This window comes from Hafnia alvei (genome assembly GCF_964063325.1).
GTDB classification, from domain to species: domain Bacteria; phylum Pseudomonadota; class Gammaproteobacteria; order Enterobacterales; family Enterobacteriaceae; genus Hafnia; species Hafnia alvei_B.
This window is the reverse complement of record NZ_OZ061315.1, coordinates 4,381,605-4,406,031: the sequence shown is the minus strand read 5'-3', so window position 1 is coordinate 4,406,031 and position 24,427 is coordinate 4,381,605. Positions and strand designations below refer to the sequence as shown.

Below are 24,427 nucleotides of genomic sequence, written 5' to 3'. Positions count from 1 at the left end.
TGTCATGCTTTAATCAGCTTAGCGTAAAAGAACCCATCACCATCCTGTGTATGGGGAAGATGTTGTAGCCCTGGGTTCTCGTTGTCTCCGGTGGCTACAAGTTTCGCTTCAGGATGGCGGGTAAGGAACTCGCGCATCTGTTGAGCATTTTCTTCAGGTAAAACAGAGCAGGTGGCATACACCATTACTCCGCCTGATTTTAAGCGTGGCCAAATAGCTTCAATGATCTCTTTCTGCAACGCAGCTAGTTCAGCGATATCACGATCGCGGCGTAACCACTTGATATCAGGATGACGACGGATCACACCGGTCGCGGAGCAAGGGGCATCAAGTAAGATGCGATCAAACTGTTTGTCGCCACACCAGCTCTCTGGGTAGCGCCCATCGCCGCATTTCACTTCGGCCTGCTGTTGCAAGCGTTGCAGGTTTTCTTTTACGCGTTTCAGGCGATTTTCATCAACGTCAACGGCAAGCACATGTGCTTTTGGTGCCGCTTCGAGAATATGTGTCGTTTTTCCCCCAGGCGCACAGCATAGATCGAGGATCTGTTCGCCGTTTTGCGGATCAAGGAGATCGACGCAGTGCTGGGCACTAGCGTCTTGTACGGTGACCCATCCTTGTTCAAACCCTGGCAGGCGTCCGACGGGCGAGGCTTCTTCAAGGCAAATAGCATCAGGGAACTGCGGGTGGGCAAAAGCATTAATTTCAGCGTTTGCCAGCAATGCCAGATATTCATCACGGGTGTGGTGAAGGCGATTAACGCGTAGCCACATTGGCGGGCGCTGATTATTGGCATCAACGATAGATTCCCACTGCTCTGGATAAGCTTGCTGCAAGCGTTTCAGTAACCAAGAAGGATGGAGGAAGCGACATTCGTTATTTTGGGAACGTTCTTTGAGCTGATCTTCTTGGCGTTGAAACTGACGTAGTACGCCGTTGATCAATCCTTTCAGCTGCGGCCGTTTTAAAGCTACCGCACCATTTACCGTTTCCGCTAATGCGGCGTGAGGTGGGATGCGAGTATAAACCAGCTGGTAAATGCCCACCATGATGAGGTAATGCAATGAGCGCTGCTTGCCGGTAAGAACCTTAGCCATCAATTGCTGAATATACCATTCAAGCTGAGGTAGAACGCGCAGCACCCCGAAGCAAAGTTCCTGCAGCAGTGCGCGATCTTTTTCACTGACTTCTTTGCTCAGTGCTGGAAGAACCGTGCTAAGGGATTGCCCTTGATCGAGTACCGAACTGAGAGCTTTAGCAGCAATAGCACGCAAATTATAAGGAGTGTTTTTCATAGCGTAAGGCTGACCATTGCAGCATAAATTAAGAATTTGAATTATTACGCGAAGTTTACCGCGAATAGGGGGCTGGTTTGAAGTTTAGAGACTGTTTTGCGTCAATTTCAAACAAAAAGGGTCCAAGTGGGCCCTTTACGCAATCGTAAATTGCTTACTCGAGACAATTGCCCGGAGTGAACCATTCGCGACGAGAATTCAATAAATCCTGCGCGGACATGCTTTTTTTGCCAGAAGGCTGTAGCTGAGTCATCAGTAAGATACCCTCCGCGGTAGCCACGGCGATGCCCTGTTTATCTGCACTGATGATGGTTCCCGGCGCTTGGTTATGCTCCGCGTCTAATGCTTGAGACTGCCACACTTTTACCGGTTGCTCATCAATCATAAAGAAACTGACAGGCCATGGATTGAAAGAGCGGACGCAACGTTCAAGCTGAACGGCTGAAAGAGTCCAATTCAGACGGGCTTCGTCCTTGCTGAGTTTTTCAGCATAGGTAACTAATGCTTCATCCTGTTTCTCAGGTACAGCAGTTCCATTGGCTAATTGAGTCAGCGTGGTGATGAGGCCCTGTGGGCCTAGATCTGCCAACTTATCGTACAACGTTGCGCTGGTATCTTGAGAGGTAATTGGGCAAGAGACTTTATGCAGCATGTCGCCGGTATCTAGACCTACGTCCATTTGCATAATGGTGACACCGGTTTCTGCATCACCCGCCCAGAGCGCGCGCTGGATAGGCGCTGCGCCACGCCAGCGTGGAAGTAGAGAACCATGTACGTTAATGCAGCCGAGGCGAGGCATGTCTAGCACGGCTTTAGGCAGGATCAAACCATAGGCAACCACGACCATAACATCCGCGTTAAGGTCAGAAACCAGCTTCTGGTTTTCTTCAGGACGTAGTGATGCGGGCTGAAACACAGGCAGATCATGCTGTTGTGCTAATACCTTGACTGGGCTTGGTGTGAGTTTATTGCCGCGTCCAGCAGGGCGATCGGGCTGAGTAAATACACCAACGATTTGATGCTGGGAAGACAAAAGCGCGTCAAGATGACGCGCTGCAAAATCGGGAGTTCCCGCAAAAATAATACGCAAAGAATCAGACAATGTTGTTTCCTGCTAATGATGGACTAATTAGCCTCTGGTTTGCTGTTTATACAGCTTCTCCAGTTTCTGACGGATACGCTGACGCTTCAGAGGCGAGAGGTAATCGACAAATAATTTTCCGATCAAATGATCCATTTCATGCTGAATACAGATAGCGAGCAGATCGTCTGCTTCAAGCTCGAAAGGTTTACCTTCACGATCGAGAGCACGAATTTTGACTCGCTCAGCGCGTGGAACTAATGCACGATGCTCAGGAACAGAGAGGCAACCCTCTTCAATACCCGTTTCACCTTCGCTGGAGAGTAATTCTGGATTGATCAGAACTAAGCGCTGATCGTGGTTTTCAGACACATCAATGACGATAATACGCTGGTGAACGTCTACCTGGGTGGCAGCCAGACCAATACCTTCTTCTGCGTACATGGTGTCAAACATGTCATCAACGATACGCTGAATTTCTGGTGTGACTTCTTTTACCGGCTGCGCCACTGTGCGGAGCCGCTCATCGGGGAAATGTAATACCTGCAATACCGCCATAAATTATTCGATCTGTCTCTGAGTAGTGGAATGATTGTCACTCACTATTCTAGACATTTCCGGCCCTGATTGACAGTATTGTTCACCTATTGAACACATAGGTGCAGGCTGCACAAGGGGCAAACATGGATGTTCAGGAAATATGGCTCCGGCTGAGTCGACTGCAAAAAGTTTCTTTGCCGCAGTGTTTTGCTATTGTGCAGCATTGTTCTGAAGGCAAACCAAACGTTCTCTTGCTGCGAAAACTGGGGTTGACTGAGAACCAAGCGCAGAAATTTCTAGCAGCTGAACATATTGAGGCCGACCTGAACTGGCTTAGCCAGCAGGAAAACGAGCTCATTAGCTGTGATGATCTTCGGTATCCAGAAAAACTGAAAAATATTGCGAGCCCACCGCCGGTTTTATTTGTGAAGGGAAACGCAGAGTGTCTCTCTCAGACCCAAATTGCTATCGTAGGTAGTCGGCGTTATAGCGACTATGGCGAAACATGCGCGACCTATTTTTCCAGTGAGCTTTCAGCTGCGGGGCTAGTAATAACCAGCGGTCTTGCATTAGGTATTGATGGCATTGCGCATCGCGCATGCCTGGAAACTCAGGGAACAACCATTGCTGTACTGGGTTGTGGAATAGCGCGGCTTTATCCTGCCTGTCACGAACATCTTGCGTCACGCATTGTGGCAAACCACGGTGCAATTGTTTCTGAATTTCCTCCCAGCACCAAAGCCAGAGCGGAGTATTTCCCGCGTCGGAACCGTATTATTAGTGGGTTGAGTGAGGGAGTGCTGATTGTTGAGGCCGCAGAGAAAAGTGGCACGCTGATAACTGCTCGTTGTGCCCTCGAGCAGGGAAAGGATGTATTTGCTATCCCTGGTTCTATTGATAACCTGCAAAGCGCAGGTTCCAATTGGCTGATTCAGCAGGGTGCTTATTTAGTGGCGCATCCTAAGGATATTATTGAACAAATTGGTGGCCTGCATTGGTTACCAAGCCCTAGCCCAGAAATTATTTATCCTGAGCAAGACGTTGCGGAATTGCCATTTGCCGAGGTGTTGGCTAACGTAGAATATGAGGTGACATCTGTTGACGTCGTCGCCGAACGTGTCGGCCAACCTGTGCCAGAGATCGCGGTGGCTTTGCTCGATCTGGAGTTAGCAGGATGGATTAAAGCTGTGTCCGGCGGCTATGTCCGACTGAAGAGGGCTAGCCATGTTCGACGTATTAATGTACCTGTTTGAAACCTATATACACACAGCATCTGGGATGCAGGTTGATCAAGATAAGTTAACCGATGATTTAACGCGTGCGGGGTTTGAGCGGGAAGATATATATAGCGCCCTCGGTTGGTTAGAAAAACTTGCTATGATGCAAGAGGCTGACGCTATGCCGTATATTTCATGCGCAGACCCCCATGTCATGCGCATTTATACGGATGATGAGGCCATGCGCCTTGATTGTGCTTGCCGAGGGTTTCTGCTTTTTCTTGAACAAATACAGGTGTTAACTCCAGAAACAAGAGAAATGGTCATTGATCGTGTGATGGCGCTGGATGCGGATCAGTTCGATCTTGAAGACTTGAAATGGGTAGTGCTGATGGTTTTGTTTAATGTACCCGGCCATGAGCACGCCTATGAACAGATGGAAGAACTGCTGTTTGAAGTTAACGAGGGTTACCTGCACTAAATCTGCACTAAAGGGATGCCCTAAGAATTAAGAAACTATTTATGAGTCAGGCAACATTGCTTGCGGTTAAAAATACAGAAAATTGTCCCGAGTGCGGCGCTGAGTTAGTTATGCGCAGCGGCAAACATGGGCCGTTTCTCGGCTGTTCACGCTATCCAGAATGCCAGTTTATCCGCCCGCTTAAACCACAGTCGGATGGACACGTCGTTAAAGTTCTGGACGGCCAACTGTGTCCTAAATGTGGTACAACGCTGGTATTGCGGCAGGGACGTTACGGGATGTTCATTGGCTGCGGTGCCTATCCTGATTGTGACCATACTGAGGTTATCGATAAACCGGATAACACCTCTATTACTTGTCCTCAGTGTCAACAAGGGCAGCTACTTCAACGAAAATCCCGTTATGGCAAAATTTTTCATGCCTGCGATCGATATCCAGAGTGTCAGTTCGCGATAAATCTAAAACCTATTGAGGGGGTATGTGGCTATTGTCACTATCCGCTGTTAGTAGAAAAGCGAACTGCACAGGGCGTTAAACTATTTTGTGCAAGCAAACTCTGCGGCAAAGCCGTGGTAAACGAATAGAAGATAATGAATAAAGAACAAAATACATCGCTAGAAAATGTACTGAATGCGCTAAAAAATAAAAAAGTTGTGGCGTACCCTACCGAGGCTGTTTTTGGCTTGGGCTGCGATCCTGATAGTGAACGCGCCGTGCATGCATTACTCGACCTAAAACAACGGACATGGGAAAAAGGTCTGATCCTGATTGCCGCTAATTATGAGCAGCTATTGTCGTATGTCGATGATGCCAAATTGTCGGGTGAAAGACGCGCAGAGGTCTTTTCTTATTGGCCAGGGCCTGTAACGTGGGTGATGCCTGCCAAAAGCTCTACACCAAAGTGGCTTACTGGCCGCTTCTCAACGATAGCCGTTCGAGTTAGCGACCATCCATTGGTGCAAACCTTATGTACGCAGTTTGGTAAACCGCTGGTATCGACAAGCGCCAACCTCAGTGGCCTAGAACCTTGTCGCACGGCCCAAGAGGTTCGTATGCAGTTTGGTAACTCCTTCCCTGTTGTTGACGCTGGTGTTGGTGGGCGCTTGAACCCATCCGAAATCCGTGATGCGTTGACCGGCGAATTGTTCAGACAAGGATAATGGTGATGAAGCAGTTTGCCGTCTTCGGTAATCCGATTAAACACAGTAAGTCGCCACGCATCCATCATCTGTTTAGCCAGCAGACTGGGATTGAGCTTAATTATGAAACTCGGCTTGCTCCACTTGATGACTTTCAGAAAAGTATCCAGTTGTTCTTTGCTGGTGGCGCTATTGGGGCAAACATTACTACCCCTTTCAAAGAGCAAGCTTATGAACTCGCAGATGAGCTAACGGAAAGAGCCTCATTGGCGGGGGCGGTTAACACGCTTAAGTTATTAGACGATGGCCGATTGTTGGGGGATAACACTGACGGTATAGGTTTGCTTAGCGATCTTGAACGTTTAGGCATGATTGCTCCTCAGGCAAAAGTTTTGCTGTTAGGGGCTGGTGGCGCAGCTCGAGGAGTTATCCAACCGATTCTCTCTTTAGACTGTGACCTCACGATAGCTAATAGAACCGATAGCCGTGCTCAAGAGTTGGCAAACGTGTTTAGCCATTTGGGAAATATTGATGCCGTAGAGTTTGGTGCGCTATCAACAAGACGCTTTGATCTGATTATCAATGCAACAGCTTCGGGTATTCATGGCGAAATCCCGCAAATACCCGCAGAGGTTATTGATGAGAACACGGCCTGTTATGACATGTTCTATCAGAAAGGGCTTACACCTTTCTTAGCTTGGGCGAAAGCACAAGGTGCGCATCAGCTAGCCGATGGGTTTGGCATGTTGGTGGGGCAGGCTGCTCATGCATTCTTATTGTGGAATGATGTGATGCCTGAAATCTCACCGGTGCTGCAAATCATGCGTGATGAATCGGCGTTATGAATCAAGCGATACAGTTTCCCGATCAAGAAGAATGGGATGCGAATAAGAGAGCCGTATTATTCCCTGCAACAATAAACGGCTTTCAAATATGTTGTGCTATCTATATAGAAGAGCTTAAGCGCATGTCAAAGGATCGACAGAATGTTGATCCTTTGATTCTTTTTAGATCGCTGCGTTGGGATCTTGAAGATATAGCAGAACACAAGATCCTGAATGAAGACTATAGCGAAGATGGTTGGGTATGGATCTCTGGTTGAGAGAGATAGTCGTCTTTCCAACGGACATAGTTATTCGCTGAATACAGCAACCCTGCTTTTTCTTCTTCTGTTAATAGGCGAACTTGCCGGGCAGGGCTGCCAAAATACATATACCCACTCTCTAAGCGTTTGCCTGGCGAAACTAAACTACCTGCCCCAATGATCACATCGTCTTCTACTATTGCACCATCCAAAATGATGCTCCCCATACCAATAAGTACTCTATCGCCGATGGTACAGCCGTGAAGCATGGCTTTATGACCTACGGTGACATCCTCTCCGATGATCGTAGGTAGGCCTTCAGGGTTGCTCGCCGATTTATGGGTGACGTGAATAACCGTCCCATCCTGAATATTGGAGCGAGCTCCAATGGAAACATAGTTAACATCTCCTCGGATCGCGACTAGGGGCCAGATACTTACGTCATCTGCCAGATCTACTGCACCAATTATTGTGCTGGTGGGATCAATAAATACACGATTTTCGATCTTTGGGTGTAAAGAGAGATAGGGACGGATAGAAAAAGACATAAAAAGGACGCCAAAAGAAGAATGGATATAGCCAATACTATCGCGCACAAGTGAAAACTCAACTGATGGATCCTTATATCTGTGGATAAACTTGTGCACAAATGGGTATAAAGCGGGGTTTTGCTGTGGAATGCAGCAAACGATCAATTTAATGGAAATTAAGGGTTGTCAGCCCGCGAGAACTCCCTATAATGCGCCTCCATCGACACGGAACATGTGAATTACTTCACACCGTATCGGCGGTTTCGATAAGAAATCGCAAGAGAAAAAATCCTGAAATTTAGGGTTGACTCTGAAAGAGGAAAGCGTATTATACGCCACCTCGAGTTAGCAAGCTTAGTCTCCTAACTCACTGCTCTTTAACAATTTATCAGACAATCTGTGTGGGCACTCACAAGACAATATCTAACGTCCTCGGACGATAAAATATTAAAGTCTTGAAGAGTGACCAAGCAGTAATTCATTTAGTTGAATTATTACGAAAGTTAATTTTCGAGCATCGCTTAACTTGTTTAAGCAAATCAAGCTTTTAATTGAAGAGTTTGATCATGGCTCAGATTGAACGCTGGCGGCAGGCCTAACACATGCAAGTCGAGCGGTAGCACAAGAGAGCTTGCTCTCTGGGTGACGAGCGGCGGACGGGTGAGTAATGTCTGGGAAACTGCCTGATGGAGGGGGATAACTACTGGAAACGGTAGCTAATACCGCATGACGTCTTCGGACCAAAGTGGGGGACCTTCGGGCCTCACGCCATCAGATGTGCCCAGATGGGATTAGCTAGTAGGTGGGGTAATGGCTCACCTAGGCGACGATCTCTAGCTGGTCTGAGAGGATGACCAGCCACACTGGAACTGAGACACGGTCCAGACTCCTACGGGAGGCAGCAGTGGGGAATATTGCACAATGGGCGCAAGCCTGATGCAGCCATGCCGCGTGTATGAAGAAGGCCTTCGGGTTGTAAAGTACTTTCAGCGAGGAGGAAGGCATTGTGGTTAATAACCGCAGTGATTGACGTTACTCGCAGAAGAAGCACCGGCTAACTCCGTGCCAGCAGCCGCGGTAATACGGAGGGTGCAAGCGTTAATCGGAATTACTGGGCGTAAAGCGCACGCAGGCGGTTGATTAAGTCAGATGTGAAATCCCCGAGCTTAACTTGGGAACTGCATTTGAAACTGGTCAGCTAGAGTCTTGTAGAGGGGGGTAGAATTCCAGGTGTAGCGGTGAAATGCGTAGAGATCTGGAGGAATACCGGTGGCGAAGGCGGCCCCCTGGACAAAGACTGACGCTCAGGTGCGAAAGCGTGGGGAGCAAACAGGATTAGATACCCTGGTAGTCCACGCTGTAAACGATGTCGACTTGGAGGTTGTGCCCTTGAGGCGTGGCTTCCGGAGCTAACGCGTTAAGTCGACCGCCTGGGGAGTACGGCCGCAAGGTTAAAACTCAAATGAATTGACGGGGGCCCGCACAAGCGGTGGAGCATGTGGTTTAATTCGATGCAACGCGAAGAACCTTACCTACTCTTGACATCCAGAGAACTTAGCAGAGATGCTTTGGTGCCTTCGGGAACTCTGAGACAGGTGCTGCATGGCTGTCGTCAGCTCGTGTTGTGAAATGTTGGGTTAAGTCCCGCAACGAGCGCAACCCTTATCCTTTGTTGCCAGCACGTAATGGTGGGAACTCAAAGGAGACTGCCGGTGATAAACCGGAGGAAGGTGGGGATGACGTCAAGTCATCATGGCCCTTACGAGTAGGGCTACACACGTGCTACAATGGCATATACAAAGAGAAGCGAACTCGCGAGAGCAAGCGGACCTCATAAAGTATGTCGTAGTCCGGATTGGAGTCTGCAACTCGACTCCATGAAGTCGGAATCGCTAGTAATCGTAGATCAGAATGCTACGGTGAATACGTTCCCGGGCCTTGTACACACCGCCCGTCACACCATGGGAGTGGGTTGCAAAAGAAGTAGGTAGCTTAACCTTCGGGAGGGCGCTTACCACTTTGTGATTCATGACTGGGGTGAAGTCGTAACAAGGTAACCGTAGGGGAACCTGCGGTTGGATCACCTCCTTACCTAAAGATAGCGTTAAGTGCAGTGTCCACACAGATTGTCTGATGAAATTAATGAGCAAGAGCACCTGTTGATGTTGTGAGTTTTAAGACTCATGCTGATACGAAACGAGAAAGCGCAAGCTTTGTCGGTATTTTCGTGTCCCCATCGTCTAGAGGCCTAGGACACTGCCCTTTCACGGCTGTAACAGGGGTTCGAATCCCCTTGGGGACGCCATTCCGATAATGAGTGAAAGACATTATCACCTGAATATCTTAAAGATGACTTTATTAAGTCGTGTTTAAGATATTGCTCTTTAACAATCTGGAACAAGCTGAAATTTGAAAGCTTAAGCAACTGTGAGACACACTGACACAGTTTGCATTAAGCAGTCTCTCAATTTTTTGCAATCTTGAATGCTGTCTTGAACCGGTTCGTAACCGTGTTCACTAAAAAGACACCTTCGGGTTGTGAGGTTAAGTGACTAAGCGTACACGGTGGATGCCTAGGCAGTCAGAGGCGATGAAGGACGTGCTAATCTGCGATAAGCGTCGGTAAGCTGATATGAAGCGTTATAACCGACGATTTCCGAATGGGGAAACCCAGTGTGATTCGTCACACTATCGTTAAGTGAATACATAGCTTAACGAAGCGAACCAGGGGAACTGAAACATCTAAGTACCCTGAGGAAAAGAAATCAACCGAGATTCCCCTAGTAGCGGCGAGCGAACGGGGAACAGCCCAGAACCTTAATCAGCGTATGTGTCAGAGGAACGGTCTGGAAAGTCCGGCGATACAGGGTGATAGCCCCGTACTTGAAAATGCATATGTTGTGAGTTCGATGAGTAGGGCGGGACACGTGACATCCTGTCTGAATATGGGGGGACCATCCTCCAAGGCTAAATACTCCTGACTGACCGATAGTGAACCAGTACCGTGAGGGAAAGGCGAAAAGAACCCCGGCGAGGGGAGTGAAATAGAACCTGAAACCGTGTACGTACAAGCAGTGGGAGCCTCTTTTATGGGGTGACTGCGTACCTTTTGTATAATGGGTCAGCGACTTATATTTTGTAGCAAGGTTAACCGAATAGGGGAGCCGTAGGGAAACCGAGTCTTAACTGGGCGTCAAGTTGCAAGGTATAGACCCGAAACCCGGTGATCTAGCCATGGGCAGGTTGAAGGTTGGGTAACACTAACTGGAGGACCGAACCGACTAATGTTGAAAAATTAGCGGATGACTTGTGGCTGGGGGTGAAAGGCCAATCAAACCGGGAGATAGCTGGTTCTCCCCGAAAGCTATTTAGGTAGCGCCTCGTGAACTCATCTTCGGGGGTAGAGCACTGTTTCGACTAGGGGGTCATCCCGACTTACCAACTCGATGCAAACTACGAATACCGAAGAATGTTATCACGGGAGACACACGGCGGGTGCTAACGTCCGTCGTGAAGAGGGAAACAACCCAGACCGCCAGCTAAGGTCCCAAAGTCATAGTTAAGTGGGAAACGATGTGGGAAGGCATAGACAGCCAGGATGTTGGCTTAGAAGCAGCCATCATTTAAAGAAAGCGTAATAGCTCACTGGTCGAGTCGGCCTGCGCGGAAGATGTAACGGGGCTAAACTATGCACCGAAGCTGCGGCAGCGACACTTAGGTGTTGTTGGGTAGGGGAGCGTTCTGTAAGCCGTTGAAGGTGGCCTGTGAGGGTTGCTGGAGGTATCAGAAGTGCGAATGCTGACATAAGTAACGATAAAGCGGGTGAAAAACCCGCTCGCCGGAAGACCAAGGGTTCCTGTCCAACGTTAATCGGGGCAGGGTGAGTCGACCCCTAAGGCGAGGCCGAAAGGCGTAGTCGATGGGAAACAGGTTAATATTCCTGTACTCGGTGTTACTGCGAAGGGGGGACGGAGAAGGCTAGGCTATCCGGGCGACGGTTGTCCCGGTTTAAGCGTGTAGGGGGAAAGCATTGGTAAATCCGTGCTTTTATCAACCCTGAGGCGTGATGACGAGTCACTACGGTGATGAAGTAGTTGATGCCAAGCTTCCAGGAAAAGCCTCTAAGCTCTAGGTAACATTGAATCGTACCCCAAACCGACACAGGTGGTCAGGTAGAGAATACCAAGGCGCTTGAGAGAACTCGGGTGAAGGAACTAGGCAAAATGGTGCCGTAACTTCGGGAGAAGGCACGCTGGCGCGTAGGTGAAGTCCCTTGCGGATGGAGCTGAAGCCAGTCGAAGATACCAGCTGGCTGCAACTGTTTAATAAAAACACAGCACTGTGCAAACACGAAAGTGGACGTATACGGTGTGACGCCTGCCCGGTGCTGGAAGGTTAATTGATGGGGTCAGCCGCAAGGCGAAGCTCTTGATCGAAGCCCCAGTAAACGGCGGCCGTAACTATAACGGTCCTAAGGTAGCGAAATTCCTTGTCGGGTAAGTTCCGACCTGCACGAATGGCGTAATGATGGCCAGGCTGTCTCCACCCGAGACTCAGTGAAATTGAACTCGCTGTGAAGATGCAGTGTACCCGCGGCAAGACGGAAAGACCCCGTGAACCTTTACTATAGCTTGACACTGAACATTGAGCCTTGATGTGTAGGATAGGTGGGAGGCTTTGAAGCGTGGACGCCAGTCTGCGTGGAGCCAACCTTGAAATACCACCCTTTAATGTTTGATGTTCTAACTCCGGTCCCTAATCGGGATTGAGGACAGTGTCTGGTGGGTAGTTTGACTGGGGCGGTCTCCTCCTAAAGAGTAACGGAGGAGCACGAAGGTTAGCTAATCACGGTCGGACATCGTGAGGTTAGTGCAATGGCATAAGCTAGCTTGACTGCGAGAGTGACGGCTCGAGCAGGTACGAAAGTAGGTCATAGTGATCCGGTGGTTCTGAATGGAAGGGCCATCGCTCAACGGATAAAAGGTACTCCGGGGATAACAGGCTGATACCGCCCAAGAGTTCATATCGACGGCGGTGTTTGGCACCTCGATGTCGGCTCATCACATCCTGGGGCTGAAGTAGGTCCCAAGGGTATGGCTGTTCGCCATTTAAAGTGGTACGCGAGCTGGGTTTAGAACGTCGTGAGACAGTTCGGTCCCTATCTGCCGTGGGCGTTGGAAGATTGAGAGGGGCTGCTCCTAGTACGAGAGGACCGGAGTGGACGCATCACTGGTGTTCGGGTTGTCATGCCAATGGCATTGCCCGGTAGCTAAATGCGGAAAAGATAAGCGCTGAAAGCATCTAAGCGCGAAACTTGCCTCGAGATGAGTCTTCCCTGAGACCTTGAGTCTCCTAAAGGAACGTTTAAGACTAAGACGTTGATAGGCTGGGTGTGTAAGCGTAGCGATACGTTGAGCTAACCAGTACTAATGATCCGTGAGGCTTAACCTTACAACACCGAAGGTGTTTTAAGACGCAGAGACGCGAAAACACAAAGAGTAGGCTTGTGAACAGATTGGTTTGTATGGCTAGCTGTAGAAATACAGAGAGCGGTACAAATAACAGAATATGCCTGGCGGCGATAGCGCGGTGGTCCCACCTGACCCCATGCCGAACTCAGAAGTGAAACGCCGTAGCGCCGATGGTAGTGTGGGGTCTCCCCATGCGAGAGTAGGGAACTGCCAGGCTTTAAATCAAGTAAAGAACCTCAGTCGAAAGACTGGGGTTTTTTGCTATGGGAATTTTGAAAATTTTATCAAATAAATAACCGCTAACACGGCTATTTCCCCTCCAATATCACAAAAAACTCTGCAAGTGACCGATGATTTTTTCATTGGTTAGTTGGCTATTGAAGTCTTTATTTAACCAATATATAACAATTAACTTACATTGAAGCGCGTGGCGACATGACCACCGCACACTTTTACCTCTGTAGGGATATTGTTATGGCAGATACCACCCCGTCGCTGACGGAGCAACAACCTGACGATCATGACACGCGTAAGCGTATTTTGGCGATTGTTGGCGCATCATCAGGCAACCTCGTCGAATGGTTCGATTTTTACGTATACTCGTTCTGTGCATTGTATTTTGCTCCCGTATTTTTCCCCAGTGGGGACTCCACGACTCAACTCCTACAAACCGCTGGCGTGTTCGCGGCAGGTTTTCTTATGCGCCCAATCGGTGGGTGGATGTTCGGCTATATTGCAGACAAACATGGCCGCCGAACATCAATGATGATTTCGGTCTGCATGATGTGTTGCGGATCGCTAGTGATCGCTTGCCTTCCAACCTATGCAGCGATAGGAAATTGGGCGCCCGCGCTCCTCTTGCTTGCTAGATTATTTCAGGGGCTCTCCGTTGGCGGTGAGTATGGAACCAGTGCCACCTATATGAGTGAAGTTGCGGTAGAGGGTAAGCGCGGATTTTATGCATCGTTTCAATATGTCACGTTGATCGGTGGACAACTACTAGCACTATTGGTTTTGGTGGTTTTACAGCAGACGCTGAGCACCGAAGAGCTACGCTCATGGGGCTGGCGAGTCCCGTTTGTGCTTGGTGCATTATTAGCGGTGGTTGCACTTTATCTGCGCCGTTCCCTGCATGAGACTTCAACCAAAGAAACCAGAACGCGTAAGGATGCGGGAACGTTGTCTGGCTTATGGAATAACAAGAAAGCTTTCCTGATGGTGCTGGGTTTTACCGCTGGAGGTTCGTTGAGCTTCTATACGTTTACAACCTATATGCAGAAATACTTGGTCAACACCGCGGGTATGGATGCCAAAATGGCGAGCGGGATAATGACGGCTGCTTTGTTCGTCTTTATGCTGTTGCAGCCTATTTTTGGCGGGTTGTCAGATAAAGTTGGGCGTCGAAACTCAATGATCGCTTTTGGCGCCTTGGCTTCATTGCTGACGGTGCCGATACTCACGACGCTACAAGATGTCACTAATCCTTACCTCGCCTTTATCCTCATCGTTGTAGCGCTAACGATTGTAAGCTTGTACACCTCAATCGGTGGGCTGCTGAAGGCGGAAATGTTCCCGCCAGAAGTTCGTGCGTTAGGCGTTGGCCTTTCCTATGCCGTTGGTAATGCTTTGTTTGGTGGTTCTGCTGAATATGTCGCCTTGTCGATGAAAGCGGCTGGCATTGAAACTGCCTTCTTCTGGTATGTTTCAGGTATGTGCTTTGTGGCGATGCTGGTTTCATTGCTATTACATAAAAAAGGCCAAGAAATCAGAATGTAAGCATTGTTGCTAGTAAAATGCAGGATGAAAGATTTTCAACTTCATCCTGCATGCTGTACAAGCTGGTAAAAACTCGTTATCGTCAGGCATCTAGAAGTCTAAACGTTTATATGGATGCTTTCTTAACAGAGTCTAGGAGCTAGCGATTATGCCAATCAGGGTGCCAGATGAATTACCTGCCGTAAGCTTTTTGCGGAATGAAAATGTCTTTGTCATGCCCTCTTCACGAGCGGCAACACAGGAGATCCGCCCGCTTAAAGTTTTGGTACTCAATCTGATGCCTAAAAAGATCGAGACGGAAAACCAATTTCTTCGATTGCTTTCCAATTCGCCTCTGCAAATTGACATACAGCTGCTGCGCATTGATAGCCGTGAGTCAAAAAATACGCCAGCCGAGCATCTGGATAATTTCTACTGTAATTTTGAAGACATTAAAGACCAAAATTTTGATGGGCTGATAGTCACCGGTGCACCTCTCGGGTTGGTCGATTTTTGTGACGTAGCGTATTGGCCGCAGATTGAACAGATCGTTCACTGGGCTAAAGAGCACGTAACCTCTACGCTGTTTGTATGCTGGGCGGTTCAGGCTGCATTGAATGTTCTCTATGGCATTCCTAAGCTGACGCGTGAAACCAAGCTATCAGGGGTTTATCATCATCAAACGCTGCAGCCGTTAGCGCTTTTGACCCGCGGTTTTGATGAAACCTTCTTGGCTCCGCATTCTCGCTATGCTGATTTCCCAACGGATGTGCTGCGAGAATATAGCGATCTCGATATTTTGGCTGAGTCTGAGCAGGCAGGTGCTTACCTATTTGCGACTAAAGATAAGCGGATGGCTTTTGTGACGGGGCATCCTGAGTATGATGCGCATACTTTGTCGGGAGAGTATTTCCGCGATGTTGCTGCGGGCTTATCTCCAGATGTTCCTGTTAATTACTTCCCCGATGATAACCCGGAACATAGTCCTAAAGCGTCATGGCGTAGCCATGGGCACTTACTGTTTACTAACTGGCTCAACTACTATGTTTACCAGATAACGCCGTTTGACCTGCGTTACATGAACCCTACGCTGGAATAAATCTAGCTCACTATATATTTCCAACCTCCCCTATGCTGCTGAATATCCGTTTAGCAGCATCCTCAGAAATTATCCCCCCCCCCAATTCTTTTTCTTAATTAACAGCCTATTGTGTTTAAACAATCTAATGGAACCGGTTTTCTTCTTGTTGTTATTAATATATTCATCTATCTATATGAAATTTAAAGAATATAAAAATAATTATAATAAAAATGGAAATTGTTTTTGATTTTGGTGAATCACTGTCTACGCTTTAATCTGTTGGTACGAAATTTAGTCGCTGATGAGAAGTATAAAAGTGAGCTAAATGACAGGAGTGGGGTTCTGGTTGTACCCCTAGCAGAGGGCGGAGATAAAGTATGACACAACAGATGGTTGATACTGAGCTGGCATTTACCCAGCAATTTGGCAGTCAGGAGCAGCAAGTTCTTACCGAAGAGGCTATTGAGTTTTTAACTGACTTAGTCGCTCGATTTTCACCTCAGCGCAAGCAGCTACTTGCGGCTCGTCAGGTGCAACAGCAAAATATAGATCGTGGTGAACTGCCAAATTTTATTTCGGAAACTAATTCCATTAAAAATTCCGATTGGAAAATCCGCGGTATACCTCGCGATCTCCAAGACCGCCGCGTTGAAATCACAGGGCCGGTCGAACGCAAAATGGTGATTAACGCGCTCAATGCGAACGTTAAAGTTTTTATGGCTGACTTTGAGGATTCACTCGCCCCAAACTGGGACAAAGTGATTGAGGGCCAAATCAACCTGCGTGACGCCGTGAATGGCACCATCAGCTTCACTAATGAAGCAGGAAAAATCTATCAGCTAAAACCTAATCCTGCGGTGCTAATCGCTCGTGTGCGTGGTCTTCATCTGCCTGAAAAGCATGTGACGTGGCAGGGTGAGCCTATCCCCGGTGGGCTGTTCGATTTCGCACTCTACTTCTTCCACAATTACCAAGCACTATTGAAAAAAGGTAGCGGTCCTTATTTCTATCTGCCTAAAACAGAGTCTTACCATGAGACTGCATGGTGGAGTGAGATCTTCAGCTTTACCGAAGATCGTTTCGATCTACCGCGTGGAACAATTAAGGCCACCGTATTGATCGAAACCCTACCAGCGGTATTCCAGATGGATGAGATCATTCATAGTCTGCGCGATCACATCGTGGGTTTGAACTGCGGTCGCTGGGATTACATCTTTAGCTATATCAAAACGCTGAAAAACCATAGCGATCGTGTTTTACCCGATCGTCAGTCCGTGACGATGGAAAAACCGTTCTTAAGTGCTTATTCACGTTTGCTGATCAAAACCTGCCACAGACGCGGCGCTTTTGCGATGGGCGGAATGGCGGCATTTATTCCTAGCAAAGACGCTGAGCGCAATGCATGGGTGATGGATAAAGTTCGTGCTGATAAAGAGCTCGAAGCAAACAACGGCCATGACGGTACTTGGGTTGCACACCCTGGCTTAGCAGATGAAGTGATGCAGGTTTTTGGCCGCGTGTTGGGTGAGCGCAGTAATCAGCTTGAGGTAACGCGTTCGAAGGATGAACTTATTACCGCAGCACAACTGCTGGAGCCTTGCCCTGGCGAGCGTACCGAAGAGGGAATGCGTGCCAATATTCGCGTTGCCGTTCAATACATTGAAGCATGGATTTCAGGTAATGGCTGCGTGCCCATCTACGGTTTGATGGAGGATGCGGCGACGGCGGAGATCTCTCGTACGTCAATCTGGCAGTGGATCCACCATGGGAAAACGCTGAGCAATGGCCAGAAGGTTACCCCAGATCTTTTCCGTCAGTTACTGAAAGAAGAGATGCAGGTTATTCGTCAAGAGCTAGGTGATACACGTTTCGACAGCGGTCGTTTTATTGAGGCTGCCGGTCTGATGGAACGTATTACAACCAGCAGTGAGCTGATCGATTTCCTGACACTACCCGGTTATGAACTGTTGAATTAAGCACGAAAACTAACCCTATACCGAAACCATAAAATAGAGAAAAAAGCCAAGGAGCGCTTGCCATGTCTACCTCACGTAATCAGCAAATTCAGCAGTTGGAACAGGATTGGAAAACTAACCCGCGTTGGGAGGGCATTACCCGTCCTTACAGCGCAAATGACGTGGTTAATCTGCGTGGTTCGGTGAATCCAGAATGCACTTTGGCGCAAAAGGGCGCAGCTAAACTTTGGGAGTTGCTGCATGGCGGTTCACGCAAAGGCTATGTTAACTGTCTCGGTGCATTAACCGGTGGTCAGGCGTTACAGCAGGCAAAAGCCGGTGTCGAAGCCATTTACCTCTCTGGCTGGCAGGTGGCCGCGGATGCCAACTTGGCATCCAGCATGTATCCGGATCAATCATTGTATCCGGTTAATTCGGTGCCAGCGGTGGTTGAACGTATCAATAATACATTCCGTCGCGCAGACCAAATCCAATGGTCGAACGGCGTAGAGCCGGATGATAGCAAATTCACCGATTACTTTTTGCCGATTGTTGCCGACGCTGAAGCCGGTTTTGGTGGCGTACTGAATGCGTTTGAATTAATGAAATCGATGATTGAAGCCGGTGCCGGTGGAGTTCACTTCGAAGACCAATTGGCATCAGTGAAAAAATGCGGCCATATGGGTGGCAAAGTACTGGTTCCAACACAGGAAGCGATTCAAAAATTAGTCGCAGCGCGGTTGGCTGCAGACGTTTTGGGTGTTCCAACCTTGGTGATTGCCCGTACCGATGCTGATGCCGCCGATCTGATCACGTCAGATTGTGATAGCTACGACAGCGCGTTTGTCACCGGTGAGCGTACCGTTGAAGGCTTTTTCCGTACTCATGCCGGTATCGAGCAGGCTATCAGCCGCGGCCTCGCCTACGCCCCTTATGCCGATTTAGTCTGGTGCGAAACATCTACGCCAGACTTAGACGCCGCGAAGCGTTTTGCGGATGCGATTCATGCCCAGTATCCGGGCAAGCTGCTAGCCTATAACTGTTCACCTTCCTTCAACTGGAAAAAGAACCTCGACGATCAAACTATCGCGCGCTTCCAAGATGAGCTTTCTGCGATGGGCTATAAATACCAGTTCATCACCTTGGCGGGCATCCACAGCATGTGGTTCAACATGTTCGATCTGGCGCATGCGTATGCCAACGGAGAGGGCATGAAACACTACGTTGAGAAAGTGCAGGAGCGCGAGTTTGCGGCACAAAAACAGGGCTATACCTTTGCCTCTCATCAACAGGAAGTGGGCACCGGATACTTTGACAAAGTGACGAATGTGATTCAGGGCGGCGCGTCATCGGTAACGGCTTTGACCGGATCTACCGAAGAGCAGCAGTTCTAAAAACGCGGGTAAGTATGAACGCTAGAACGGGCAGGGCAATGCGCTCTGCCCGTTTTGTCTGAGAGTCGGCGAGGTGACCGAGATGGCTATAGGCATGGAACAACTTATTGCGCAGACGATCTTGCAGGGTTTTGATGCTCAGTACGGTCGTTTTCTCGAAGTGACCGCTGGAGCCCAGCAGCGTTTTGAGAAAGCCAACTGGGGCGCTGTTCAACTGGCGATGAAAAAACGTATCCACCTCTACGATCACCATGTGGGGCTGGTGGTGGAGCAGCTACGCAGGATGACGGGCCCTTTATGTCATGACGCTGAATTCTTGGCGCGAGTGAAAACGGTCTACACCGACATGCTGCCTGAATACCCACGTTTTGAAATTGCCGAAAGCTTTTTTAACTCTGTGTACTGCCGTTTGTTCAATCACCGAGAGCTAACGCCGGATAAGTTATTTGTTTTTAGTTCACAGCCAGAACGTCATTGGCGCGAATTTCCCCGTCCATTAGCCAGAACGTTTAAATCGGAGGCGGGTTGGTCAGCGTTAATTAATGATTTACTCGGTGAACTCCCACTTCGATTACCATGGGAAGATCGTGCCCGCGATGTGGACTATATCGTCAGCCATTTAGAAAATACCTTCGGTGAAGAAACCTTACATCACAGCTGCTTACAGGTGGCAAATGAGCTGTTTTATCGCAATAAGGCGGCTTGGCTGGTGGGGAAACTGCACACGCCAGCGGGTATTTATCCGTTTCTATTGCCGATTCATCATAACGAACAAGGCGCGCTGTTTGTCGATACCTGCTTAACGCGTTTAGACGAGGCCAGCATTGTTTTTGGCTTCGCTCGTTCGTACTTCATGGTGTATGCACCTTTGCCCGCCGCGTTGGTTGACTGGCTGCGCGAGATTTTACCGGGAAAAACAACCGCCGAGCTATATATGGCGATTGGCTGTCAAAAGCATGGGAAAACGGAATATTATCGCGAGTATTTAAAACATCTTGCAGAATCCAAAGAGCAATTCATTATTGCTCCTGGCATTCGTGGGATGGTGATGCTGGTTTTCACACTGCCTTCTTTTGACCGCGTATTTAAGATCATTAAAGACAAGTTTGCGCCGCAAAAAGAGGTCGATCCTGCACGAGTTCAAGCCTGCTACCAACTGGTTAAGGAACACGATCGCGTTGGGCGCATGGCAGATACCCAAGAATATGAAAACTTTGTGATTGAAAAGTGGCGAGTCAGCCCTGAGCTGATGGCTGAATTACAAAGGGAAGTTCCCGAAAAACTTGAGGATTTAGGCGATCGTATCGTGATCCGTCATCTGTATATTGAGCGTCGCATGATTCCGCTCAATATTTATCTGGAGCAGGCCGATGAGCGCCAGTTACATGACGCGATTGAAGAATATGGTAATGCGATCAAGCAGCTGGCAGCGGCGAACATTTTCCCCGGCGATATGCTGTTTAAAAACTTTGGCGTGACCCGACATGGGCGAGTGGTGTTTTATGATTATGACGAAATTTGCTACATGACCGAGGTTAATTTCCGTGATATTCCACCGCCGCGCTACCCTGAAGACGAAATGGCCAGCGAGCCCTGGTATAGCGTGTCGCCTAACGATGTCTTCCCTGAAGAATTTCAGCATTTTTTATGCGGTGATGTGCGTATCAGAACGTTGTTTGCCGAAATGCACGGTGATTTATTTACCGCAAACTATTGGCGTAGTTTGCAGCAGCGGATCAGCAATGGTGTGGTTGATGATGTGTTTGCCTATCGACGCAAGCGCCGATTTGCACAGCGTTAATCAGTTTGGGCTGCGCAATGTACAAGGCACCGTAATGTGCTTGCCGGGCTGTGGCGCGTTTTGCAGGGAGAGTAACTGCTGTACCGCCATTCGTCCGCCTTCGGCATAGCCTAAGTCGACTGAAAAGGTCTTGGGATACAAGAATTCCAGCAGCGAATTATTCCCCATACCGCAGACGATTACATCGTTTTGTGACCGCTCCTGTAAGTACTTACTTACACCGAGGGCAATGGTATCTGAAGCGCAGATGATAGCGGTGGTGTCCTCAGAGATAACCTGATGAGCCAATTGATAGCCACTCTGAAAGGTAAGCTCTCCGAGCGCGGCGCAAGGCGCAATCTGGTGTTTTTGGCAGAGTGCATGATAGGTGTCGTAGCGACGTCCGCCCGTTGTGGCATCCGAAAGTTTTACCCCAACAAAAGCGATGTGCCGATGTTTTTTGGCGAGTAGCGCGTTCATCAGTAAGGTGACTGCGCCGCTATCGTCATAACGTACCGAGGTTAGTTGTTCATACTCCCATGCCAGAACAACCATTTTATCTCGCCATGGCAGCAGCATTGACTCATCGAGACCGGTAAAACCAAACAGCAAAATGCCATCCACGTGACGGCGCGACAGAACAGTTAAATGTTCTTGCACTCGTTCAGGCTCAAACTGGCTTTCCAACAAAATAGGATCGTAGCCTTGGGCATACAACAGGGGCAGCATCGCACGCACGGCCTGATTTTCAGCGTTAGAATCTAAACGAGAAACAATGATGGCGACGACTTTATCTGTTTGGCCGCGCATAGCCCGAGCCGATTTAGATGGGGCAAAGTTATGTTGATTAATGATTTCTTCAATCCGCGCACGCGTTTCTGGCTTAACGCCAGATTCTTTATTGATCACGCGGGAGACTGTGGATTTACCCACGCCGCTGAGGCGAGCAATATCTTTAATCGTCAATCGTTCGGACATAACGTAACGCCACGCAGAGTCAGTGATAAGAATGCTATTGTTGTGGGTAAAAGCCGCTAAGGCAAGCCCCTGTCATGAACTTTACCGCAGCTCATTCAGGGAACGATAAGAGTGATAACAGGCCAATCTCAAATATCCCTCTCTTTTACGTGTGCAAATGCGTATAATCGCCGCCCTGATATTGATGCTTTGTTAACCACCCGAATCGTTAACGGCACAACGTATTGCAGTTCCGCTTCAGCGCAAACTTCCCCAGATAAATAGAAAAGAGTGATGTCATGAGTAGTATCAGCCTGATCCAGCCAGAACGTGATTTGTTCTCCTACACGCCCTATTGGGCAGAGTGCTACGGCACGGCCCCATTCTTACCGATGTCGCGTGAGGAAATGGATACTCTCGGCTGGGATAGCTGTGACGTCATTCTAGTTACCGGTGATGCCTACGTTGACCATCCAAGTTTTGGGATGGCAATTGTTGGCCGTATGCTGGAAGCTCAGGGTTTTCGCGTGGGGATCATTGCGCAGCCGGACTGGACGAGCAAAGCTGACTTTATGCGTTTGGGGAAACCGAACCTGTTTTACGGCGTCACCGCTGGCAATATGGATTCGATGATTAACCGCTATACCGCCGATCGCAAACTGCGCCACGACGATGCTTACACGCCTAACAACGAAAGCGGCAAACGTCCAGATCGCGCAACGTTGGTTTATACCCAACGCTGCAAAGAAGCCTTCAGCGATGTTCCGGTGATTTTAGGTGGAATTGAAGCCAGCCTGCGCCGTATTGCTCATTACGACTATTGGTCTGACACCGTGCGCCGTTCGGTGCTGGTGGATTCTAAAGCCGACATGCTGATGTATGGCAACGGCGAACGCCCACTGGTGGAAGTTGCACATCGTTTAGCTTCAGGTGAGCCGATTGCTAGCATTATCGACGTGCGCAATACCGCGGTCATGCGCAAAGAGGCGCTGCCGGGCTGGAGCGGCGTGGACTCCACGCGCTTAGACAAACCGGGTCGTATCGAACCGATTCCAAATCCTTACGGTGATGATTTGGCCTGTGCGCCAGATGCCGATAAGAAAAAAGACGATAGCGTACAAGCTATTACGGTGCGTGCACCGAAGCCTAAGCCGTGGGAAAAAACCTACGTGCTGCTGCCGTCTTATGAAAAAGTTAAAAATGACAAAGTGCTGTATGCACACACATCGCGTATTTTGCATCATGAAACCAACCCCGGCTGTGCGCGTGCTTTGATGCAAAAACATGGCGATCGCTATATTTGGATTAACCCTCCGGCGATCCCATTGAGCACGGAAGAAATGGACAGCGTATTTGCGCTGCCTTACCAGCGTGTTCCTCATCCAGCCTACGGCAGCGCTCGTATTCCTGCCTATGAGATGATCCGTTTCTCCATCAACATCATGCGCGGTTGCTACGGCGGCTGCTCATTCTGTTCGATTACCGAACACGAAGGCCGCATCATCCAGAGCCGTTCAGAAGATTCAATCATTCGAGAAATCGAAGAGATCCGCGACAAAGTCCCCGGCTTTACCGGCGTGATTTCCGATTTGGGTGGCCCAACGGCTAACATGTATATGTTGCGCTGCCAGTCACCGCGTGCCGAGCAAACCTGCCGCCGTGCATCCTGTGTTTATCCTGAAATTTGCCAGCACATGGATACCAACCATGAGCCGACCATCAAGCTGTATCGCCGTGCGCGCGATCTAGACGGCGTGAAGAAAATCCTTATTGCCTCGGGGGTTCGTTATGATCTGGCGGTTGAAGATCCACGCTATATCAAAGAGCTGGCAACCCATCATGTGGGTGGCTACCTGAAGATTGCGCCAGAGCATACTGAAGAAGGGCCGCTGTCTAAGATGATGAAGCCGGGCATGGGGAGTTATCAGCGCTTTAAAGAGCTGTTTGATACTTATTCCAAGCAGGCTGGCAAAGAACAGTATTTGATCCCGTATTTCATTTCAGCGCATCCGGGGACGCGAGATGAGGATATGGTCAACCTAGCGCTATGGCTGAAGAAAAACCGTTTCCGTTTGGATCAGGTACAAAACTTCTATCCGTCGCCGTTGGCGAATTCCACCACGATGTATCACACGGGTAAAAACCCGCTGGGCAAAGTCGATTATAAGAGCGAAGACGTTGTGGTGCCGAAAGGCGATCGCCAGCGTCGTTTACACAAAGCGCTGCTGCGCTATCACGATCCAGCTAACTGGCCGCTGATCCGTGGTGCGCTGGAAGAGATGGGTATGAAGCATTTAATCGGTTCACGTCGTGAATGTTTAGTACCGGCCCCAACGCTGGAAGAACAGCGCGAAGCGCGTCGTGGATACCAGAAAAATATGCGTCCAGCGATGACTAAGCATACCGGTGCGCCGGCGAAGCCTGAACAGCGTGGTGCGAAACCTAAAACGATTCGTGGTGAAGCGCCATCAGCGGAGCGCAATGGAAAAGTACATGATAAGGCTTCTCCGACTGGCAAGCCTGTTAAAGGCAAACCGCAAGCGGCTAAACCAGCGGCGCATACGCCAGCAGGAAAACCCGCTGCGAAGCCATCAGGGCGTAAGGCACCTCGAGTGACCAAAGGTAAATAACGATAAAAAATCCCCGTGCGGTGTTACGCCGCTCGTT

17 protein-coding genes, 1 tRNA gene and 3 rRNA genes are annotated in these 24,427 nt (G+C 49.1%); 16 read left to right on the top strand and 5 right to left on the bottom strand.

All coding sequences use genetic code 11. The features are described 5' to 3' along the window. Positions 1–2 precede the first annotated feature (2 nt). The 3 genes from rsmB to def form a co-directional block, all read right to left on the bottom strand. On the bottom strand, positions 3–1,295 hold the full coding sequence (gene rsmB, locus AB3Y96_RS20430) for a 16S rRNA (cytosine(967)-C(5))-methyltransferase RsmB (RefSeq protein WP_367300097.1): 1,293 nt from the start codon (positions 1,293–1,295) through the stop codon (positions 3–5). 154 nt (positions 1,296–1,449) lie between these two features. Beyond that, complete coding sequence (gene fmt, locus AB3Y96_RS20425; protein WP_072309470.1) at positions 1,450–2,397, bottom strand: methionyl-tRNA formyltransferase; 948 nt, start codon at positions 2,395–2,397, stop codon at positions 1,450–1,452. A 27-nt stretch (positions 2,398–2,424) separates the two neighbouring features. Next, positions 2,425–2,934: a peptide deformylase gene (def, locus tag AB3Y96_RS20420; RefSeq protein WP_040046962.1), complete on the bottom strand. Its 510-nt coding sequence runs from the start codon at positions 2,932–2,934 to the stop codon at positions 2,425–2,427. 125 nt (positions 2,935–3,059) lie between these two features. Here def and dprA point away from each other — a divergent pair, with 125 nt between their 5' ends. Genes dprA through AB3Y96_RS20390 form a run of 6 tightly spaced genes read left to right on the top strand, consistent with a single transcriptional unit; the run spans position 3,060 to position 6,855 of the window. After that, complete coding sequence (gene dprA, locus AB3Y96_RS20415; RefSeq protein WP_367300096.1) at positions 3,060–4,169, top strand: DNA-protecting protein DprA; 1,110 nt, start codon at positions 3,060–3,062, stop codon at positions 4,167–4,169. Next, positions 4,141–4,614 carry a DUF494 family protein gene (locus tag AB3Y96_RS20410; RefSeq protein ID WP_072309472.1) on the top strand — a complete coding sequence of 158 codons (474 nt, stop codon included), beginning with the start codon at positions 4,141–4,143 and terminating at the stop codon, positions 4,612–4,614. The genes dprA and AB3Y96_RS20410 overlap by 29 nt, the downstream gene beginning before the upstream one ends. A gap of 41 nt (positions 4,615–4,655) precedes the next feature. Further along, positions 4,656–5,198: a topoisomerase DNA-binding C4 zinc finger domain-containing protein gene (locus AB3Y96_RS20405; protein WP_367300095.1), complete on the top strand. Its 543-nt coding sequence runs from the start codon at positions 4,656–4,658 to the stop codon at positions 5,196–5,198. Positions 5,199–5,204: 6 nt separating this feature from the next. Further along, positions 5,205–5,774: an L-threonylcarbamoyladenylate synthase type 1 TsaC gene (gene tsaC / locus AB3Y96_RS20400; protein ID WP_367300094.1), complete on the top strand. Its 570-nt coding sequence runs from the start codon at positions 5,205–5,207 to the stop codon at positions 5,772–5,774. 5 nt (positions 5,775–5,779) lie between these two features. Next, positions 5,780–6,598, top strand: a complete 819-nt coding sequence (gene aroE / locus AB3Y96_RS20395) for a shikimate dehydrogenase (RefSeq protein WP_367300093.1) — start codon at positions 5,780–5,782, stop codon at positions 6,596–6,598. Continuing rightward, the gene (locus AB3Y96_RS20390) at positions 6,595–6,855 is read left to right on the top strand and encodes a DUF1488 domain-containing protein (protein WP_072309476.1); all 261 of its coding nucleotides are present in this window, start codon (positions 6,595–6,597) and stop codon (positions 6,853–6,855) included. The genes aroE and AB3Y96_RS20390 overlap by 4 nt, the downstream gene beginning before the upstream one ends. Here AB3Y96_RS20390 and AB3Y96_RS20385 read toward each other — a convergent pair. Next, positions 6,819–7,385, bottom strand: coding sequence for a gamma carbonic anhydrase family protein (locus AB3Y96_RS20385; protein WP_367300354.1), 567 nt, complete (start codon positions 7,383–7,385; stop codon positions 6,819–6,821). The genes AB3Y96_RS20390 and AB3Y96_RS20385 overlap by 37 nt on opposite strands. Before the next feature lie 530 nt (positions 7,386–7,915). Between AB3Y96_RS20385 and AB3Y96_RS20380 the strand changes: the two genes are divergently transcribed. From AB3Y96_RS20380 to aceK, 9 genes are all read left to right on the top strand, one after another. After that, positions 7,916–9,458 (top strand): 16S ribosomal RNA (locus tag AB3Y96_RS20380). A 138-nt stretch (positions 9,459–9,596) separates the two neighbouring features. Next, positions 9,597–9,672 (top strand) — tRNA-Glu (locus AB3Y96_RS20375). A 237-nt stretch (positions 9,673–9,909) separates the two neighbouring features. Further along, positions 9,910–12,818 (top strand): 23S ribosomal RNA (locus AB3Y96_RS20370). A 120-nt stretch (positions 12,819–12,938) separates the two neighbouring features. Next, a 5S ribosomal RNA gene (rrf, locus tag AB3Y96_RS20365) occupies positions 12,939–13,054 on the top strand. Together the 16S, 23S and 5S rRNA genes with 1 tRNA gene alongside form the textbook arrangement of a ribosomal RNA operon. Before the next feature lie 258 nt (positions 13,055–13,312). Further along, positions 13,313–14,614, top strand: coding sequence for an MFS family transporter (locus AB3Y96_RS20360; RefSeq protein ID WP_063586291.1), 1,302 nt, complete (start codon positions 13,313–13,315; stop codon positions 14,612–14,614). 148 nt (positions 14,615–14,762) lie between these two features. Next, complete coding sequence (metA, locus tag AB3Y96_RS20355; RefSeq protein ID WP_040045575.1) at positions 14,763–15,692, top strand: homoserine O-succinyltransferase; 930 nt, start codon at positions 14,763–14,765, stop codon at positions 15,690–15,692. 359 nt (positions 15,693–16,051) lie between these two features. Continuing rightward, positions 16,052–17,650 carry a malate synthase A gene (aceB, locus tag AB3Y96_RS20350; RefSeq protein ID WP_367300092.1) on the top strand — a complete coding sequence of 533 codons (1,599 nt, stop codon included), beginning with the start codon at positions 16,052–16,054 and terminating at the stop codon, positions 17,648–17,650. A 62-nt stretch (positions 17,651–17,712) separates the two neighbouring features. After that, positions 17,713–19,023 carry an isocitrate lyase gene (gene aceA, locus AB3Y96_RS20345; protein WP_367300091.1) on the top strand — a complete coding sequence of 437 codons (1,311 nt, stop codon included), beginning with the start codon at positions 17,713–17,715 and terminating at the stop codon, positions 19,021–19,023. An 82-nt stretch (positions 19,024–19,105) separates the two neighbouring features. Further along, positions 19,106–20,824 (top strand): bifunctional isocitrate dehydrogenase kinase/phosphatase, encoded by a 1,719-nt coding sequence (aceK, locus tag AB3Y96_RS20340; RefSeq protein ID WP_072310235.1) that lies wholly within the window; start codon positions 19,106–19,108, stop codon positions 20,822–20,824. Here aceK and treR read toward each other — a convergent pair whose 3' ends face one another. Next, the gene (treR, locus tag AB3Y96_RS20335; protein WP_367300090.1) at positions 20,825–21,781 is read right to left on the bottom strand and encodes a trehalose operon repressor TreR; all 957 of its coding nucleotides are present in this window, start codon (positions 21,779–21,781) and stop codon (positions 20,825–20,827) included. 278 nt (positions 21,782–22,059) lie between these two features. On the opposite strand from treR, the gene AB3Y96_RS20330 reads away from it, so the two are divergent. After that, complete coding sequence (locus AB3Y96_RS20330; RefSeq protein WP_367300089.1) at positions 22,060–24,390, top strand: YgiQ family radical SAM protein; 2,331 nt, start codon at positions 22,060–22,062, stop codon at positions 24,388–24,390. Positions 24,391–24,427: the final 37 nt, after the last annotated feature.

What these genes read in the sequence shown, in the direction of transcription:
- rsmB (WP_367300097.1), bottom strand. Translation starts at nt 1,295, where the DNA reads ATGAAAAACACTCCTTATAATTTGCGTGCTATTGCTGCTAAAGCTCTC.
- def (WP_040046962.1), bottom strand. Translation starts at nt 2,934, where the DNA reads ATGGCGGTATTGCAGGTATTACATTTCCCCGATGAGCGGCTCCGCACA.
- dprA (WP_367300096.1), top strand. Translation starts at nt 3,060, where the DNA reads ATGGATGTTCAGGAAATATGGCTCCGGCTGAGTCGACTGCAAAAAGTT.
- AB3Y96_RS20410 (WP_072309472.1), top strand. Translation starts at nt 4,141, where the DNA reads ATGTTCGACGTATTAATGTACCTGTTTGAAACCTATATACACACAGCA.
- AB3Y96_RS20405 (WP_367300095.1), top strand. Translation starts at nt 4,656, where the DNA reads ATGAGTCAGGCAACATTGCTTGCGGTTAAAAATACAGAAAATTGTCCC.
- tsaC (WP_367300094.1), top strand. Translation starts at nt 5,205, where the DNA reads ATGAATAAAGAACAAAATACATCGCTAGAAAATGTACTGAATGCGCTA.
- aroE (WP_367300093.1), top strand. Translation starts at nt 5,780, where the DNA reads ATGAAGCAGTTTGCCGTCTTCGGTAATCCGATTAAACACAGTAAGTCG.
- AB3Y96_RS20390 (WP_072309476.1), top strand. Translation starts at nt 6,595, where the DNA reads ATGAATCAAGCGATACAGTTTCCCGATCAAGAAGAATGGGATGCGAAT.
- AB3Y96_RS20385 (WP_367300354.1), bottom strand. Translation starts at nt 7,385, where the DNA reads ATGTCTTTTTCTATCCGTCCCTATCTCTCTTTACACCCAAAGATCGAA.
- AB3Y96_RS20360 (WP_063586291.1), top strand. Translation starts at nt 13,313, where the DNA reads ATGGCAGATACCACCCCGTCGCTGACGGAGCAACAACCTGACGATCAT.
- metA (WP_040045575.1), top strand. Translation starts at nt 14,763, where the DNA reads ATGCCAATCAGGGTGCCAGATGAATTACCTGCCGTAAGCTTTTTGCGG.
- aceB (WP_367300092.1), top strand. Translation starts at nt 16,052, where the DNA reads ATGACACAACAGATGGTTGATACTGAGCTGGCATTTACCCAGCAATTT.
- aceA (WP_367300091.1), top strand. Translation starts at nt 17,713, where the DNA reads ATGTCTACCTCACGTAATCAGCAAATTCAGCAGTTGGAACAGGATTGG.
- aceK (WP_072310235.1), top strand. Translation starts at nt 19,106, where the DNA reads ATGGCTATAGGCATGGAACAACTTATTGCGCAGACGATCTTGCAGGGT.
- treR (WP_367300090.1), bottom strand. Translation starts at nt 21,781, where the DNA reads ATGTCCGAACGATTGACGATTAAAGATATTGCTCGCCTCAGCGGCGTG.
- AB3Y96_RS20330 (WP_367300089.1), top strand. Translation starts at nt 22,060, where the DNA reads ATGAGTAGTATCAGCCTGATCCAGCCAGAACGTGATTTGTTCTCCTAC.